This is a genomic window from Parundibacterium terreum, assembly GCF_014636315.1.
Classification (GTDB): Bacteria; Pseudomonadota; Gammaproteobacteria; order Burkholderiales; family Burkholderiaceae_D; genus Undibacterium; species Undibacterium terreum.
This window is the reverse complement of record NZ_BMED01000001.1, coordinates 590,558-606,962: the sequence shown is the minus strand read 5'-3', so window position 1 is coordinate 606,962 and position 16,405 is coordinate 590,558. Positions and strand designations below refer to the sequence as shown.

15 protein-coding genes are annotated in these 16,405 nt (G+C 54.6%); 8 read left to right on the top strand and 7 right to left on the bottom strand.

Going from position 1 to position 16,405, the window contains the following annotated elements; genetic code table 11:
- Positions 1-110 precede the first annotated feature (110 nt).
- Positions 111-506 carry a DUF3224 domain-containing protein gene (locus IEW12_RS02835; RefSeq protein WP_188565617.1) on the bottom strand — a complete coding sequence of 132 codons (396 nt, stop codon included), beginning with the start codon at positions 504-506 and terminating at the stop codon, positions 111-113.
- A 204-nt stretch (positions 507-710) separates the two neighbouring features.
- On the opposite strand from IEW12_RS02835, the gene IEW12_RS02830 reads away from it, so the two are divergent.
- Complete coding sequence (locus tag IEW12_RS02830) at positions 711-1,883, top strand: acyltransferase family protein (RefSeq protein WP_188564460.1); 1,173 nt, start codon at positions 711-713, stop codon at positions 1,881-1,883.
- A gap of 10 nt (positions 1,884-1,893) precedes the next feature.
- Here the strand turns inward: IEW12_RS02830 and IEW12_RS02825 are convergent, their stop codons facing one another.
- The gene (locus tag IEW12_RS02825) at positions 1,894-3,105 is read right to left on the bottom strand and encodes a 6-phosphofructokinase (protein WP_188564459.1); all 1,212 of its coding nucleotides are present in this window, start codon (positions 3,103-3,105) and stop codon (positions 1,894-1,896) included.
- A 239-nt stretch (positions 3,106-3,344) separates the two neighbouring features.
- The gene (locus IEW12_RS02820; protein ID WP_188564458.1) at positions 3,345-3,785 is read right to left on the bottom strand and encodes a DUF695 domain-containing protein; all 441 of its coding nucleotides are present in this window, start codon (positions 3,783-3,785) and stop codon (positions 3,345-3,347) included.
- A 289-nt stretch (positions 3,786-4,074) separates the two neighbouring features.
- On the opposite strand from IEW12_RS02820, the gene IEW12_RS02815 reads away from it, so the two are divergent.
- Positions 4,075-4,542 carry a hypothetical protein gene (locus IEW12_RS02815; RefSeq protein ID WP_188564457.1) on the top strand — a complete coding sequence of 156 codons (468 nt, stop codon included), beginning with the start codon at positions 4,075-4,077 and terminating at the stop codon, positions 4,540-4,542.
- Between the two features lie 89 nt (positions 4,543-4,631).
- Here IEW12_RS02815 and IEW12_RS02810 read toward each other — a convergent pair whose 3' ends face one another.
- Both IEW12_RS02810 and IEW12_RS02805 read right to left on the bottom strand, forming a co-directional pair.
- Positions 4,632-5,126, bottom strand: coding sequence for a GNAT family N-acetyltransferase (locus IEW12_RS02810; RefSeq protein WP_188564456.1), 495 nt, complete (start codon positions 5,124-5,126; stop codon positions 4,632-4,634).
- A gap of 112 nt (positions 5,127-5,238) precedes the next feature.
- On the bottom strand, positions 5,239-5,667 hold the full coding sequence (locus IEW12_RS02805) for a DUF7832 domain-containing protein (RefSeq protein WP_188564455.1): 429 nt from the start codon (positions 5,665-5,667) through the stop codon (positions 5,239-5,241).
- 638 nt (positions 5,668-6,305) lie between these two features.
- On the opposite strand from IEW12_RS02805, the gene IEW12_RS02800 reads away from it, so the two are divergent.
- From IEW12_RS02800 to IEW12_RS02790, 3 genes are all read left to right on the top strand, one after another.
- Positions 6,306-6,950 (top strand): DUF2971 domain-containing protein, encoded by a 645-nt coding sequence (locus IEW12_RS02800; protein ID WP_188564454.1) that lies wholly within the window; start codon positions 6,306-6,308, stop codon positions 6,948-6,950.
- A gap of 151 nt (positions 6,951-7,101) precedes the next feature.
- Complete coding sequence (locus IEW12_RS02795) at positions 7,102-7,962, top strand: acyl-CoA thioesterase (protein WP_188564453.1); 861 nt, start codon at positions 7,102-7,104, stop codon at positions 7,960-7,962.
- Positions 7,963-8,058: 96 nt separating this feature from the next.
- Entirely contained in the window at positions 8,059-8,508 is a 450-nt protein-coding gene (locus tag IEW12_RS02790) for a hypothetical protein (RefSeq protein WP_188564452.1), read from the top strand.
- Between the two features lie 14 nt (positions 8,509-8,522).
- Here IEW12_RS02790 and IEW12_RS02785 read toward each other — a convergent pair whose 3' ends face one another.
- Both IEW12_RS02785 and fliD read right to left on the bottom strand, forming a co-directional pair.
- Positions 8,523-9,422, bottom strand: a complete 900-nt coding sequence (locus IEW12_RS02785; RefSeq protein ID WP_188564451.1) for a LysR substrate-binding domain-containing protein — start codon at positions 9,420-9,422, stop codon at positions 8,523-8,525.
- A gap of 378 nt (positions 9,423-9,800) precedes the next feature.
- Positions 9,801-11,192 (bottom strand): flagellar filament capping protein FliD, encoded by a 1,392-nt coding sequence (gene fliD, locus IEW12_RS02780; protein ID WP_188564450.1) that lies wholly within the window; start codon positions 11,190-11,192, stop codon positions 9,801-9,803.
- A 635-nt stretch (positions 11,193-11,827) separates the two neighbouring features.
- Between fliD and IEW12_RS02775 the strand changes: the two genes are divergently transcribed.
- The 3 genes from IEW12_RS02775 to IEW12_RS02765 all read left to right on the top strand — a co-directional run bounded on the left by IEW12_RS02775 (position 11,828) and on the right by IEW12_RS02765 (position 16,356).
- Entirely contained in the window at positions 11,828-13,549 is a 1,722-nt protein-coding gene (locus IEW12_RS02775) for a methyl-accepting chemotaxis protein (RefSeq protein ID WP_188564449.1), read from the top strand.
- Positions 13,550-13,763: 214 nt separating this feature from the next.
- Positions 13,764-14,390, top strand: coding sequence for a LysE family translocator (locus tag IEW12_RS02770; protein ID WP_188564448.1), 627 nt, complete (start codon positions 13,764-13,766; stop codon positions 14,388-14,390).
- Between the two features lie 646 nt (positions 14,391-15,036).
- Complete coding sequence (locus IEW12_RS02765; RefSeq protein ID WP_188564447.1) at positions 15,037-16,356, top strand: MFS family transporter; 1,320 nt, start codon at positions 15,037-15,039, stop codon at positions 16,354-16,356.
- Positions 16,357-16,405: the final 49 nt, after the last annotated feature.

Below are 16,405 nucleotides of genomic sequence, written 5' to 3'. Positions count from 1 at the left end.
ATTCTAGGTGGCATTTTTAATTTATGCAACCAGTTGCATAAAAGGGTGAAAAAAAATGGACACCTTAGGCATCCATCGTATTTACCCGTCGGCAAGAAGCAAAAGCCGGCTCAGGGCAGTGTGTAGTCAAACTCATAAAAATGCTTGCCGTCAACAATGTCGATCTTCATGCTGCCTTCCAGCCCGGTTAATTCTCCCGTCCCGGAATCGGGCACTACCGTGACGGACAACTGGGCTGCGCCGCGATTCATCGTGCCGGTGTGCTGTAGCACGAAAGTGCCGCTGCGGCCCTGCAGCTTGCCGGTGACCTGTTCTATCGCCACGTAGCCGGCAGAACCCTTCACATTGCCCATTGCTGCCAGCATTTCGCCCACGCTGTGGGCATCCAGCTCACCATTGAATTGCTTGTCGATGGACATGCGTCCCGGCACGGTGTCTGCCGGCTTGCCGGGGGAGGTTTGCGGAGTGAGCTTTACGTCGAAGCTGCCTTTGATATGCTGGGTCATTCTGGTTTCCTTGGAGGTGGCTGTCGATGCTTGCGCCAAACAGGCTGTGCCCGCCAGCGTAGTTGCGGCGAAAAGGATTGCCGCAGATGGAGCGGAGAAATACCTGTTCATCGGGCTTCCTGTAGATGGTTTTTATGATCATACAGGCATAGATTTTATTTGGACAGCGCGTGCCTGAAAAGACCTGCGATTTGCAAACCCTGCTTGATCTTCCCCTTGCAGCACGGCATCATGCAGGCATTGCCCAGCCCGAAGCCCTCCATGCGTAATGCCAACTTGCCGCCGATAACAACTCCGCACGCCGATAGAATTGCCTTCCTCGATGGCTTGCGGGGCATTGCTATCCTTATGGTCTTGCTATTCCATGCGTATGCGCGCTGGGCAGACATCTATCCTTTTGGCAGCCGCTTCACCGGCGTGCCGGTGTTTGCCTACGGTATGCTCGGCGTGCAATTGTTCTTCATGATCTCCGGCTTTGTCATCCTGATGACGCTGGAAAAATGCTCTGGCTTTCTGTCCTTCATGCTGAAGCGCTGGCTGCGGCTGTTTCCGGCGATGCTGATTTGTTCGATATTCATTTTCATCACTGCCGGCTATTTTCCTGAGCGCCCGGCGGGCCAGCCGGTTCTGAGGGATATGCTGCCGGGGCTGAGTTTTATCGAGCCCTATGTGTGGAGCAAGCTGTTGCATGCACCGCAGGGCGCACTGGAGGGCGTGTTCTGGTCCTTGTATATAGAGGTGAAATTCTATGTACTGTTTGGTCTGATGTATTTTGTGCTGGGCAGCCGTGCTGCGCTGACAGGTCTGGCGCTGCTGTTTTTTGCCAGTGTGCTGAGCGGGCTGCTGTTGCCGGTTGACGGGGCTGCTCAGTCACGCATGGTTTCGCTTGCGTCCACCTTGTTGTATTGGTCTGGCGCCCAGCATTTCGGCTGGTTTGCCGCCGGTGCGCTGTATTTCAGATACTTTAAGCATGGCAAAAAATGGGATCTCGGCCTCGCCGTCGTGCTGACATGCTGCGCGGCGCTGGCGTATGGTAAGGGAGTGGAAGAGGTGGTGGCAGCCCTAGTGGTAGTGGCATTGTTCAGCCTGGCAATCACCGCGGGGCTGGCGCAAAAGCTATGCGCTAGCCCGGTGCTGGTGTGGTTGGGTGTGATCAGCTATCCGCTTTACCTGTTGCACGAGAATCTGATGGTAGCCATGATCATCCAGATCGGCCGCGTCGCGCCATGGCTGCCGGCCATCCTGATTCCGCTTATCCCCATCCTGATCGTCATGGCACTTGCCGCGCTGGTCGCGCAGCTTGCCGAACCCTGGCTCAGGCAGCGTTTGCGCGGCGTTATTGCCCGTGTGATGCCTGCGCCAAGAACCTCGTCTTGAGCAATAAGCTCTATTTCAGGACCTTGGCCACAGGGCTGAAGCGCAGCCTGTGCGCATCCGGCATGCCAGCACCCAGCAGCGGCTGCAGATAAAGCCGGAAGGCATCTGTTACGCCGGTGCCGCTGGCATTGATGAATTCATCTTCCATCACGCGCGTCTTGCCGGCAACCGCCTCCAGCGCCAGCAGCTCATAGTTGACCGCATAGTTGCCGGAACGCTTTATAGCCACCGAGCCGTCGCGCTGGCCCCACATCGCAAATTGCACTGCTTTTTCACCGACTTCACGCGCCTCGCGCTGATCCACATCCGACACGCAGCCCAAGAAAGAGCGCTGCAGGTAGCCAAAGGTATCGCCGCGCACGCGCTTGATATTCAGCTTGGCCTTGATTTCATCGCATAGCAGGTCTGCCAGTGCGCCGGTGCCGGACAACTGCACATTGCCGTGCGCATCGCGCTCCACTTCCTTGGCAAGAAGACTGGCGATTGCCGTGCCGGATGCATCGTGTATGCCCTCGGACACTGCCACTACGCAGCGTCCGTAGCGCTGATAGGTTTCCTTGACATCGACCAGGAACTGCTCCATCGAGAAGTTGCGTTCCGGCAGATAGATCAAGTGCGGCCCGTCATCAGGAAATTTCCTGGCCAGTGCGGCGGCGGCAGTCAGAAAACCCGCATGGCGGCCCATGATTACGCCTATGTACACGCCGGGCAGCGAGGCATTGTCCAGATTGGCGCCGGCAAAGGCTTGTGCGACAAAACGCGCCGCTGAAGGGAAGCCCGGTGTATGGTCGCTGCCGACCAGATCATTATCTATTGTCTTAGGGATATGGATGCAGCGTAGTGGATAAGCCGCCTTTTGCGCCTCCAGGCTGACGATGCGCACCGCATCGGATGAGTCGTTACCGCCTATGTAAAAGAAATGTCCGATCTCATGCGCGCGCAAGACCTTGAAAATTTCCTGGCAATATTTATCGTCCGGCTTGTCCCGTGTGGAGCCGAGCGCGGAAGAGGGCGTGTTCGCCACCGCTTCCAGGTTCAGGCTGGTTTCATGGGTCAGGTTGACCAGGTCTTCATTGATGATGCCGCGCACACCATGCCGCGCGCCATACACCTGATCAATAGCGCGAAAGCGCCGCGCCTCCAGCACCACGCCCGCCAGCGATTGATTGATGACTGCCGTCGGTCCACCGCCTTGGGCGACCAGGATTTTTCCAGATGCCATGATGTGTCTCACTGGTTGAGTCGCCTGTGTGCTGGCGATTGGTTTTTAAGAATGTGACGGAGCGACGGCCCTCACGCTTTTTTCGCCGTTGCTCTGATTTGTGCTGCTTTGCTAGTCTAGTACCTTTCTTGGATCTGAATTCAGCGTACTTCCGCTATCGCCCCGAAGCGGATACTCAGAAATAGAGCTATACCCGATAAATTAGGTCGTGTTTTCTAAAATTACCCTTTTGCAGCGCCTTACGTGAAATGAAAATCCGCTGCGTAACCGTTGAATAGACGCCAAAAAGGATCGCCGTCTACCTCGAAGGTGAGTTCTTCTCGGGGAAAATTATTCTTAACCTCACGAATGTAGCCATCAACTACAAATGATGTGGCAAGGTAAATATAGTAGGTGCGCTTGCCAGCGAAGGTTTCGATCAGAGCGATCAGCCCCACAGTTTCATCTTCAAAGGCCGCGGTTAATGACACATCCAGGGATTCAAGCGAGTCATTGTAATCATGTTCTGGGAGACCGTTCTCTTTCACACAAGCCAACACGTGCGTGACGACCAACAGCATCGGGTACTTTGGTCGTAGCGCCTCAAACTCAGCAACCCTGACATCTGGGCGGCGGAAATAAATCGGAAAGCCTTCGTGTTCGGTATTGGCTGTCAGCCAAATTCTCTTCAGAATCGTCATTGGTGCTAGTTTCACTGTATATCGCAAGGAATTCATCCTTGGCAAAAAATTATTCAACGCACGGTTGTTTCAGTCGATTCTTCACTGACTGCTTCTGGCCGAAACGCGCCGGGGATTGTCGCACGTTCAACCCGTAGACTCTTCCAGGCCACGGCTACGCATTGTCACTGCTAGGCAGAGCTCGCCTCTATGGCATAGGTCGCGCTGCATTACGTTTTTTAACGTTCATCAAATTCACTGTCTGCTATTGCCACAAAAAAGTCAACTTCTCGATTAAGATTGAGACATCATGAACAATCAAAAGAAAATAATCTGCTTGGCCTTGCTACTGCTGTCATCGGTATGGGTCTTTTACAGTGCGCGACTGGCAATCAGTATAGTTCTGCTGACTATTCTTGCAGTTCTCGTTTACGCAATGCTGCGAACTCTATGCTTCTACTTTGTCAGTGAGCCCGCACACGCCAAGGTCCTTCAGGTAAGAGCTGTCGAGCGGCCGGATTCGGATGGCTATAGTAACTGGAGGTATTACGCGACGTTCCAACTCACGCTCGCAAGCTGCGCGTATGTGTCCGTAGAAGCCGCTACACTGATTAGACTGGACGTCGGCGATATAGTGAGGCTACGGTATCGCCGCACCGCTCCGCAGGATATGCATTACGACTATTGGAACACCCTTTTCTTGTTGGCGATATTGCTGGCCATGGTTACTGCCGGCATCTACATGACCTGGAATTGGCCGTGGAGATCGCATGGCTAACTCTTCCAGCACGAATTGTCGCGATATAGGCGACAGGCTGCTGTTGGCCGGTTTCTTCCGATTGAGCAGATGAAAGCCGGAACCCTTTTTCATGGCGCCCAATCACTCAAGACCAGGTAATCAGCGTTGTCCAGCGTGAAGTTCGCTACCCTGTGCATGCCCAAACGCAGATGCGCTTTCATCGAGGCGGCATTGTCGCTACGGATGAACAGTACCGCCTCTCTGCCGACATGGTGTGCCTGTAGCGCTGAATATAACTTTGGCAGCAAATTGCGGCCGCGCTCAGTTTCGGCGATGCACACCGGCCCATACACATAGGCATCTGGCTTGCCTGGCCAGGCCGCCAGCATTGCATGTATTGTTGGCGGTGCGGCTGGATTGTCCTTGGCCGAGCTGAACAGCACGCCAAGGACTTGAGCATCGCGTTTTGCGATTACAACCGGCGCACCATCTGCTAGCATCCGCGCGACTACGTCACGGGAGAACTCTCCTGTCAGCGAGCCGCCACGAGAAGGCGAGTTGGACTGCAACAGGGCAGCTATGCCATTGAGTTCAGCGGTACTGGCAAGAGTTATTTCATACATACTTCCATTTACTCCCGATGTTTCACTGCTTGACAACTGCTGGCCGGAAGAGGGCAGCAACTGCCAATTTCAATGACGGTTCTAGCCAAAAGCGGGGTCGTAAGGGATTACCTTATGTAGGCATTGTCCGAAATTGATTCAATCTTTTATCAAGGTATGGCTTCAGCTTGTCGAAACTTTCCCAAGTATCCGGAACGTGATAGGCGCCAGGCAAACCCTTTGCCAAAATCTTTTCATAATCATGAATATAGCTACCTCGCTGAAGATCAAAATAGAGGGCGGCAAAAGAATTTCCTTCCGCATTTAAATCTTCATCTACAAATTTTCCGTCGCACGCGGTTAGAAAGAACTCCCCCGGAGTCACCTGGCGAGACTGCAATAATGGAATGTTTTGTGGGAGGTCTTTGATGTGCAAATCCCCGGCTAATCCAGACAATAAGGCCCATGCCAGAAACATTCCGGTGTGTGTCGCGCCGGCTTCTGGCGGAAGCTCGGACGGGAAGTTTCCAGCGGTATGCCATGTTGCGTCGTCGTATTTCATTTCGGATCTTTCTTTTATTTCTCGAATTTCAGCATAGTCAATCCACCGCACCGATCCGCGTGTTCAACTCAATTTTCAACTTTGCCACCATTTCGGAACAGCGCTCAAAATGGCCGCTCGCGGGCTGTATGAGAAGCTGCTGCTTAGTCCTAGCCTCGGGTATGTGATATTTGCCATCCGTATCCACTGCGAGTCACAAAGCCGATGTGCAGAAGTTGATCGATACAGGCAAGTATTTCGGTCTCTGTCGGAGTGCTTTTTTTGGCCCATTCAATCAAGTAAGAGATTTCTGCTATGCCTATGCAGGCGGGTGCATGGTATTTGAAAGCATCTCTAACCAATTCCAGCAGTTCTTCCTGTGTAATTCCGTGCATGGAGTCCTATTTGGTAAAAACTCTAAGATATATACGAGGTACGGGGGCACCCGTGGTCTAAGCAGGCCAATAAGTTTGCGCCAATGTGGACAGATGCTGCCACGAGAAAGTTGATATTGCAATAAGTTTATACGAGCGGGCAAGACTCGAAGCTGCACCGTGCGCAGGGTAGTGTGGACGCGTTGCCTGCATGGACAAAGCCGGTAGCGCTTGCTAGACTTTTGCGTCATTGGCAAGCCTTGCCTGTTCACTCTGGATATCCTCATGCCTGCACCGAGCTCGCCCATGCCGCAATACCTGCGCCGCTATACCGATTTACCTGCCTTGCTGTACATGCTGAAGGAAAAGAAGATCACCTTGCTGGATCCGGCGAGCTGGGATGACAGCAATGATTCGCACTATCTGTCCCGGTATAAGGAGAAAAAAGCCTTGAGCAGCGTGCTGGCGATCTGCTTTTCGCAGGCGGATGAAACCTATCATCACTGGCGCGTTTTTTCCGGCAGTTCTTCCGGGGTGTGCATACGCTTCAAGCGGGAGCCCTTGCTGCGTGCCTTGCGCAAGCGGGCAGGGGTGATGCTGGGCGAGGTTAATTACATGACGCTGGCGCAGGCCAGGAAGCAGGCGCCCAGTATTGCCGGGCTGCCTTTCATCAAGCGTGCTGCTTTTGTTGATGAGCAAGAGTTTCGCGCGATCTTTGAATCCGGCGACCAGACGATGCGCAGCCTGGATATCACTTTGCCGCTGAGTTGCATAGAGCGCATATCGCTAAGCCCCTGGCTGCACAAGAACCTGGCCGATGCCACCAAGGAGGCGATCAAGGCTATCGACGGCTGCGCCGGCCTCAAGGTCTATCGTTCCACGCTGATCGGCAATGAAGAGTGGAAGACCATAGGCGGCAGTGCCTGCTGAAGGGCTTTCCTCCAAGTAGCGCCGGTAGATCAGGCAGGTGTGGCCAGCGGTATCTTTGATGCGAGGCTATACTCTGGCTTGCCTTATTCATTCCTTCGTTGGTCCGGCCGGTTTGGGGCCGCAGGTTTATTCACTCATAAAAGGATAAAAATTGGAGACAGCAGTAAAAACATCGGATGCCGCCCAGCCAGCTCACGCGCTGGATATCGCCACCGCAGTCCAGCGCCAGCAGGATGGCAGCTTTGCCGGCAGCACTAGTGCCGCTTACGGCAATATGGTGGGGCCGTTTGGCGGCGTCACTGCGGCGACATTGCTACAGTCTGTGATGCAGCATCCCGATCGCCTAGGTGAGCCGGTTGCGCTGACCGTCAATTTTGCCGGCCCTTTGGCGGATGGCGAATTTACGATGATTGCAGAGCCGGTGCGCACCAATCGCTCCACCCAGCATTGGCTCATCCGTATGCTGCAGGCAGGCGCGACTGCCGCCACGGCGACCGTGGTGACGGCAACTCGGCGCGATACCTGGTCTGCTACTGAATTGCGTTTTCCGGATGTTCCTTCTGCTGCCGCTATCGAGCGTACGCCGCCGCTGGAGCGTGCTGCGTGGACAGCGCAATACGACATGCGTTTCGTGCGCGGCGGACCCGGCGCAGATGGAAAATGGGCGATGGATGCAGGTGCGGGGGCTGAGCCGGATTCCGTCAGCCAGTTGTGGATACGGGATGAACCTGCGCGTACGCTGGACTTCATCTCACTGGCGGCGATTTGCGATGCCTTTTACCCGCGCCTGTTCGTGCGCAGGCCAAAATGGGTGCCGGTCGGCACTGTGTCGCTGACCACGTATTTTCATGCTGATTCTGCGGCGCTGGCCGCATGCGGTACCGATGCATTACTAGGATGCGCGCGGGCATTGAATTTTAGCAACGGCTACTTTGACCAGACTGCCGAAGTCTGGAGTGCCGCTGGGCAATTGCTCGCCACTAGCCATCAGGTGGTGTACTACAAGGAGTAGCAGGGGAATTGCGCTGAGGGACGCGTGGAGCGAAACAGTGTTTAACAATCCCCCATTCCATTTATTAGAGATCACGCCTATATTGTAAATACGACAATGAATTATCTTGTCGTCTACAAAAAAGAGGCGGCGATGATAGCCGAACAGATAGGGCAGGAGCGCGTAAGCGCCGGAGAGGCACATAATCTGAACTCGCTGGCAGATTATTCGCTGTGCTATGGGAGTTTGCTGATGCTGGGCTTGCTTGGCGTGATGGCGCTGTTGATCACGCTGGGTGTTCCCGTGTACGGCAGCTTTGGCGCGTTGAATGTATTCGATGCGCTGGCCAGGCTGAGTTCGGCAATCATTTTCCTGTTTGGGCTTTATGCGCTGTACTGCTACCTGCATGCCCAGGGCAGGGTAAGGTTGAAAGCGGGCGCGCGCCTGCTTCTGCTGGCGGCGCTCTTCTGGTGCGCCAGCTTGAGTAGCGACGGCGCGGCCATTTCTATTCCAGAATTATTGCTTTGGCTGGGGCAGGTCTGCCCGTCCTGCGGTTCGGCTTTGTAAAATAGAACCGACTATTACGGATAACGCGGTCGCGAGCCCATCAGGTGCAGCCAGTTCGTAAAAATCTGCAGCGGACTGCCCGTGTCGGCGCTGGCGCGATACAGCATATGAAAGCCGACATCCTTTAATACGATATGCGGGAACAACTGCACCAGGCGGCCGTTGTCCAGATCGTCTTCCAGCAATTCCAGCGAGCCCATCGCGACGCCGAGACCTGCCACAGCAGCCTGAAGGCTAAGGAAGAAATGCTGGTATATCTGGCCCCGCAATTGCTCTTGTAGAGGAACTCCGGCCTGGCTCAGCCAGCGGTTCCATGCTTCGGGTCGGCTTCCCAGGTGCAGCAAGCTGGCGTCGCGCAAGTCTGCGGGTTGCGAAATGTGCTGGCGTTCCAGATAACCGGGAGACGCCAGCGGCGCCGAAACATCATCCAGGAAACGGATGCACTCATAACCGCTGAGCTGATGTGCGTCACGGCGGATGATCACATCGAAGGATTCGGTCAGGTCTGCGATGGCATCGGTGGCGGAGGTGGTCACGCGGACTTCTATGCGCGGATTCTCTATCTGGAAAGACGAGAGGCGCGGAATCAGCCAGCGCATGGCGATCGATGGCGTGGTATTCACACGCACGATCCGATTTTTTCCCTCCATAGTCAATTGTTCGGCCGCGTCGGCGATCCGGTCCAGGCTTGCCTTGACTTCGGCATAGAACTTCAGCGCGGCACCGGTGGGCTGCACGCCGCGCGAGTTGCGCAGGAACAGCACCTGGCCGAAGTATTCCTCCAGCAATTTAAGCTGCTGACTGATGGCGCTGTGGGTGACGTGCAGCTCGGCGGCTGCCAGCGTCAGGTTGCGAGTGCGGGTTACGGATTCAAAGACCTTCAAGGCCTTCATTGGCGGCAGAGGTTTGTTCAAGGTGTTAAATTTTCTAATGGCATTGATAGAAAATGTTGCTATTCCGTATGTCGATATCCTTCTATTCTAAGCATAAGTTTCACCCGAATCTGAATTTATAGCGAGGGATTTATGTTGAGTATAGATACTTTTTCTAATAATGGGAAAGCGCATGCAAGCTGGCTTGAGGCTTGGCGGAAGACTTTCTTCTCCTTGAAAAAGGCGCTTGGAAGGCGGAGCGGGAATGTTCCTGAGTTGCGCGGGGCGCGAGAACTTGCCTACCTTGCTGCCGCGGAAGATCACGCGGATCTGGAGCGGCGCCTCGCTGCGCTTGAAAACAAGCATCCGCGGGCGGGCTACCGGCTGCAAACCCGGCCGGATTGAGGTGTTGCAGGGGGATTAACCCAGCATATCAAACAGCGAATGCGGCTGACCGTCCTGGCCGGTGATGCCGGTGCCGGACTGCTGGCTTTGCTTGGTATAGAAATCTACCAGCGCATTTGCTTGCGCTGTCAGTGCCTTGGTTACCGTGTCTTTTTGCGTGGTTAGCGCGGCTATGTCCTTGTTGACCTTGCTCTTGTCTTTTGCAATGCTGCCATCGGCGCCGTTGAGGCCGGTAATCTGTTTGGACCAGCGGTCGGCGATGCCGTTGCCGCTATTGGTGAATAGCTTGCTGACCGTATCCGGGTCGCTGGCGATGGCGTTCTGCAGTTTTGTCTTGTCGATCTGCATATCGCCGTTGGCGGCAACAGTGATGCCTATTGCGGACAATGAACCGCTGACGCCACTGACGATGGCGTTCATCTGGGTCTTGATATTGCCGGCAATGCCATCCGATTTCAAGTCGCCTTGCTTCAGGTTGTTCAGGCTGGAGTTCAGTGCATTGTAGTTATTGACCAGGGTCGTCACGTTATTGGCGATCTGGGATGAGTTCTGTTGCACCGTCAGCGTGGTCCTGCCGGTGGCTGTCAGGTTCAAGGTAATGCCGGCAAGGCTGTCTTTGCCTGTGACGGTGTTGGTGGCGCTGCTGACGGTATTGCCATCCACTGTCAGTTGGGCATCCTGGGCTGCTGCCGTTTGGGTGAGCCCTTTGGTACCTGCAGGATCAAAGCCGATCAAGCCCTGCAATGCCGTGTCGCCATCGACGCCGATGCGCATGCTGCTGGCCGCGCCGCTGGGGGAGTTCAGCACCAGTGCGTAGCCGTCGCCTTTTTGTACTACGCTGGCCTTGGCGCCTATGTTGGCCTGATTGATTGCCGTGGCGATGTCCTGCAGGCTGGCGCCGTTAGGAATGGAAACTGTTTTGGCGCTATCTCTGCCTGGCGTGAATTGATTGCCGTTGGTAGTGCCGAATTCAAACTTGATCGTGCTGGAGGCTGCCTTGGTATTGCCGGCTCCCAGCGCGGTGGTGGCGCTGGACACGCTTTTGGACACCAGGGTCTGCGCCTGCGCCAGTTGCTTGACATTGATCTCGTAGCTGCCGGCAGCGCTGGTGCTGGAGGTGCTCGCTGTCAGTACTGTCTTGTCGGAGGAGGTGGCCGCTGCCAGCATGCCTGCACCCGATACGGAATTTGCCAGACCCTGGAATACCGACAGCAGGCTGCTTAGTTTACCCAGGCCTGACAGGGTCGCCTGATCGGTAGCGATCGCTGCATTTAGCTTGGGCGCAATCGTGTTTTGCGATTGCATCATCTGGCTGACTTTGTTATAGATATCCACTGAAGCGCTGCCATTGCTGCCGGAACTGCTTGCAGGCGGCGTATAGCCAGGGGTGAAGGTGGTAACTCTCATAGCTGTATCCGATGTATGGCGATGCCGTGCACATGGCGCAGATTGTGTCTGCCGGATGCGCGATATCAGGACTGGTAATTTGGTAGTTATTATGCAAGTTGCAAGAAAATTTCAGAGGAAGAATAGAGCAGCAAAAAACACTTACATCGCCGCTTTGAGAAATGCCCGCGTCGCAGAGAGTTTGCCTGAAATTTCTTACCGCTCTGTTACCGTTAACATATTTATGAGCAAGAGGAGGGGTAAGCTGTAACATATTGTATAATAGTTGCTGCTCGGTAATTGCGCTAAAATACTGCCTAGTTTGCCTATCTGCGCCATAATTCCTTGGTATTTCTTTAAAGGCGAGCACACTAGACTCGTCGTGATCGGCCTTCCGCATTGAACAATACGCAGAATCCGAATCAAGATTGCAGAAAATTCCAGGTGATGATGTCGCGAAAAAAGCACCTGCCAAGTACCTGCCCACAAGCAGACGGGATCACCCGCGACGTGCGTCGAGCATGCTTGCTTCTTTGCTGATCGGTGCTGATTGGACCGTTGGCTGCCAAAAGCGTCGGCAAGATAAAAGATCAAAATTAATGCGCCGGGATGGCAGAATTTCCGGCGGCTCAGGTTTCGTCAAATAGGATACTAAAATGAATATGTTCAAGAACATTGGCATCGGCAAACGCCTGGGAATGGGCTTTGCGGTGATTCTGGCTTTCTCCATGCTGATCACAGCAATCGGCATCTGGCGCTTGCAGACCGTGGCCAGTGCGACGCGGGAAATGATGCAGCTTCCCCTTGCCAAGGAGAGGATGATTTCTGATTGGTACAGCAACCTGCACAGTGCCGTCAGCCGCACAACCGCGATTGCCAAGAGCAGCGATACCGCCCTCGGCCCGTATTTCAAGGAGGCAGCTGCAGCTTCTTCCAAAGCGTCCGCTGAACTGCAAAGCAAGCTGGAACCGCTCGTGTCCGGAGAGGCCGAGACCCAATTGTTCAAGCAGATAGGCGAGTTGCGCAAGGTTTACCTATCCTCTCGCGATGAAGCCGCCAAGTTTAAGGCAGCCGGACAGGCGGAAGACGCGGAGCGTGTCTTCTCGCAAGTGTTTGTGCCTGGCGCTGCGCGTTATGAAGGCCTGATGCTGGACTGGGTCAAGATGCAGCGCGATACCATCGATGCGTCGGCAAAAAGAATTGATGAGGTGGCAGCAGCAGCAACCAGGCTGCTGCTGTTACTGGCGTTACTGTCGCTGGTTTTTGGCGTCGTCTGCGCCTGGCTGCTGACCACCGGTATTACTCGTCCGCTGCGTAATGCAGTGGATGCGGCACGACGTGTGGCGGGTGGCGATCTGACCGGTGAAATCGCCGTCGATTCTACCGATGAAACCGGCCAACTCTTGCAGGCCCTGAGGGAAATGAATAGCAGTTTGCTGAATATCGTGACCGAAGTGCGCAACGGCACCGAAAACATCGCAACTTCCTCATCCGAAATCGCCGCCGGTAACCAGGATCTGTCTTCCCGTACCGAGCAGCAAGCCAGCTCGCTGGAAGAAACCGCATCGTCAATGGAGGAGCTGACGTCCACTGTGAAGAACAATGCCGACAACGCGCGCCAGGCAAACCAACTGGCAGCGTCCGCTTCCAGCGTTGCTGTCAAGGGTGGCGACGTGGTGGCGCAGGTGGTTGGTACGATGGATTCCATCAATGATTCATCGAAGAAGATTGTCGATATCATTTCCGTCATTGACGGCATTGCCTTCCAGACCAACATCCTAGCCCTGAATGCGGCGGTGGAAGCCGCGCGTGCAGGCGAGCAGGGCCGCGGCTTTGCCGTGGTGGCCACCGAAGTGCGCAATCTGGCACAGCGCTCGGCTTCTGCTGCGAAAGAAATCAAGACCCTGATTGGGGATTCTGTGGACAAGGTCAACGTCGGCAACAAGCTGGTTGCCGAAGCCGGCACTACGATGCAAGAGATCGTCAGCAGCGTGCAGCGCGTTACCGATATCATCAGCGAAATTACTGCAGCCAGCACCGAGCAAAGCGTGGGCATAGAAGAAGTGAATACCGCCATCGGCCAAATGGACCAGGTAACGCAGCAAAATGCGGCGCTGGTGGAGGAGGCTGCTGCCGCTGCCGAGTCCATGCAAAACCAGGCGGCCAATCTGGCGCAGGTGGTCAGTGTCTTTAAAGTCAACCAGTCGGCAGCCCATGGTTCGGCGGTATCAGCGGCATCGGCGTCCACGCGGCGTAAAGCTCCAGCGGTGGCGGTGCGTGCCGCCGCCAAGCCGGTAAGCAAGCCTGCATCCAAGCCGGCACCAAGGCAGCTGTCAAGGGCATCCAGCCAGGCTGACGATAGCTGGGAAGAGTTTTAAGCTTTAAGCTACAGCTCAGTTAAGAATGCCGCTCCTTATGTTGAGCGGCATTTTTTTTTGCGACTTTTTTTATTTTAAGTCGCCGATGTCCCGGCTTTGATTTTGGGGCCAATACACATTCCGGTATTCGCATATACTTAGGCCCTATTGAATGTGTGTAGACCTGCGCTCCAAGCTTAGACGTGCCAGGCTGCCTTAATGTAAAAAAACGACCATGATTTCTCTACAAACTGCGCTTACTTTTTTTGGCTTGTCCATCTTGCTGGGTTTGAGCCCTGGCCCCGATAACGTCTTTGTGCTGCTGCAATCTGCGATGCGCGGACGCAAGGCCGGCATGTTTGTGGTCCTGGGTCTTTGCACCGGCTTGCTGGTACACACCACTGCCGTCGCTCTTGGCCTTGCTGCCATTTTTGCCACGTCTGCGCTGGCATTTACCATTTTAAAATTGAGCGGTGCTGCCTACCTTGTATATATGGCATGGGGTGCATTTCGTGCGCCGGTCGGCAACCTTGGGGCGCAGCAGATGGAGCCTGCAAGTTCCTCCCATATGTATAGGCGCGGGGTGCTGATGAATATCACCAATCCCAAGGTGGCGATTTTCTTCCTGGCTTTCTTGCCGCAGTTCGTCAACGCAGGTGCCGGCAATGTCGGCCTGCAGATCATCAGCCTGGGATTTGTGTTCATGCTGGCGACGCTGGTGACCTTTGGCGCCATTGCTTATTTTGCCGCAACGTTTGGGCAAATCTTTCAGCGCTCGCTGCGAGCGCAGCGCATATTAAACTGGATAGCCGGCACGGTATTTCTGGGACTTGCTGCACGCCTGGCGTGGTCGCAACGCTAATCGGATAAGCAGCAATTTGGGGGAATTTCAGGGATTTCCCCCGATTACTCTGGCCCGGTTTTAAAGTGCGTGCGAACAACGAACGCAAAAGAAAAGTTGTCTGCGCACGTGCCTGAAGCACGAGCTAAGTCCTTGCTTTTGAACAGAATTTCCTGGGTATATCCTCGTTTTTCAAGTATTTTCCTCAACCCTCATAATCGGCGGATAATCGGAATCGCAGCGTGCCGAATTCTGGATTTTCACACACGAATGCCGCCTTTCATTTACAGCAAATTTGTTTAGCTCAAATAAATCAATTACTTACTGCTGAATCATAAGCTGGCACGAAGCCTGCATTAAGCCTTGGAATAATTCAACCCATAGGAGACCAGCATGCCTTTCAATCACTATCCACAGCGCTGCACGTCTGCAGGCAATCGCCAAGCCGGTTAGACTGCCGTACATAAGCAGATCAAAGTCAGTCTCAGCAGACTTGGCTTATCCAGATCAGACCGAATTCAGCGTCGAAGTCGTCCACATGACGGGTGAAGTCCGACCGCAAATTATTGCACGCTGCAATTTGGCACTACGCCAGTCACCTTGAATTTAGCGCCAGCATTTCTGACGTTCATTGTGGCTGACAAAGATATTTACCTTAGGAGACCCCATGTCCAATATTGATATTCCCATGACAGCCACTGAGCACGCGGAAAAGCGTGCCGATGAACGCCGGCGCATCTTTGCGATCCTTGGCGCCTCGTCCGGCAACCTTGTTGAATGGTTCGATTTTTATGTGTATTCGTTTTGCGCCATTTATTTTGCGCCGGCTTTCTTTCCCAAAGGCGATCCGACTTCGCAATTGCTGAACACGGCAGGCGTGTTCGCCGCCGGCTTCCTGATGCGCCCTATAGGCGGCTGGCTGTTTGGCCGCATTGCTGACAAGCACGGCCGGCGTACTTCGATGATGATTTCCGTATTGATGATGTGCGGCGGCTCCTTGCTGATCGCCTGCCTGCCGACCTATGCCAGCATAGGCGCACTTGCTCCGGCACTGCTGTTGCTGGCACGGCTGTTCCAGGGCCTGTCTGTGGGCGGCGAATACGGCACCAGTGCTACCTACATGAGTGAGGTCGCAATGAAGGGCAAGCGCGGCTTTTATGCTTCCTTCCAGTATGTGACGCTGATCGGCGGCCAGTTGCTGGCGGTGCTGGTGCTGGTCATTCTGCAGCAGTTGCTGAGCCTGGATGAGTTGAAGGCCTGGGGTTGGCGCATTCCTTTCGTGTTGGGCGCGATCACAGCAGTCATCGCGCTTTACCTGCGTAAATCACTGAGTGAAACAACGACAGAAGAGCAGCGTAAGAACAAGGAAGCCGGCACGCTGAAAGCCTTGATGAAACACAAGGCGGCATTTTTTACGGTGGTTGGCTTTACTGCGGGCGGCTCCTTGATTTTCTATACCTTCACTACCTATATGCAAAAGTATCTGGTGAACACTGCCGGTATGCCTGCAAAGACTGCCAGCAATGTGATGACCGGCGCTCTGTTCGTCTACATGATCATGCAGCCGCTGTTTGGCGCCTTGTCCGACAAGATAGGCCGCCGTACATCTATGCTGTGGTTCGGTGCGCTGGCAACGATCATGACGGTGCCTGTCTTGCATGCGCTGAAGGATGTGACCGATCCGTATGAAGCCTTTGGCCTGGTGGTTGTGGCGCTGGCCGTGGTCAGCCTGTATACGTCGATCAGCGGTTTGATCAAGGCCGAGATGTTCCCGCCTGAAGTGCGCGCACTGGGTGTTGGCTTGTCCTATGCGGTGGGGAATGCCGCGTTTGGCGGGTCGGCTGAATTTGTGGCGCTGAGCCTGAAATCCTGGGGCATGGAATCCAGTTTTTACTGGTATGTTTCCTTCATGTGCCTGATTGCCTTCCTGGTTTCTTTCCGCATGCGCGACCCGGGCAAAGAAGGTTATCTGGTGCATACGCCTTAAGCAACGCCTGCATTAGAATAAAAGGCCTGCGTTTGCCAATCTGTTGGCG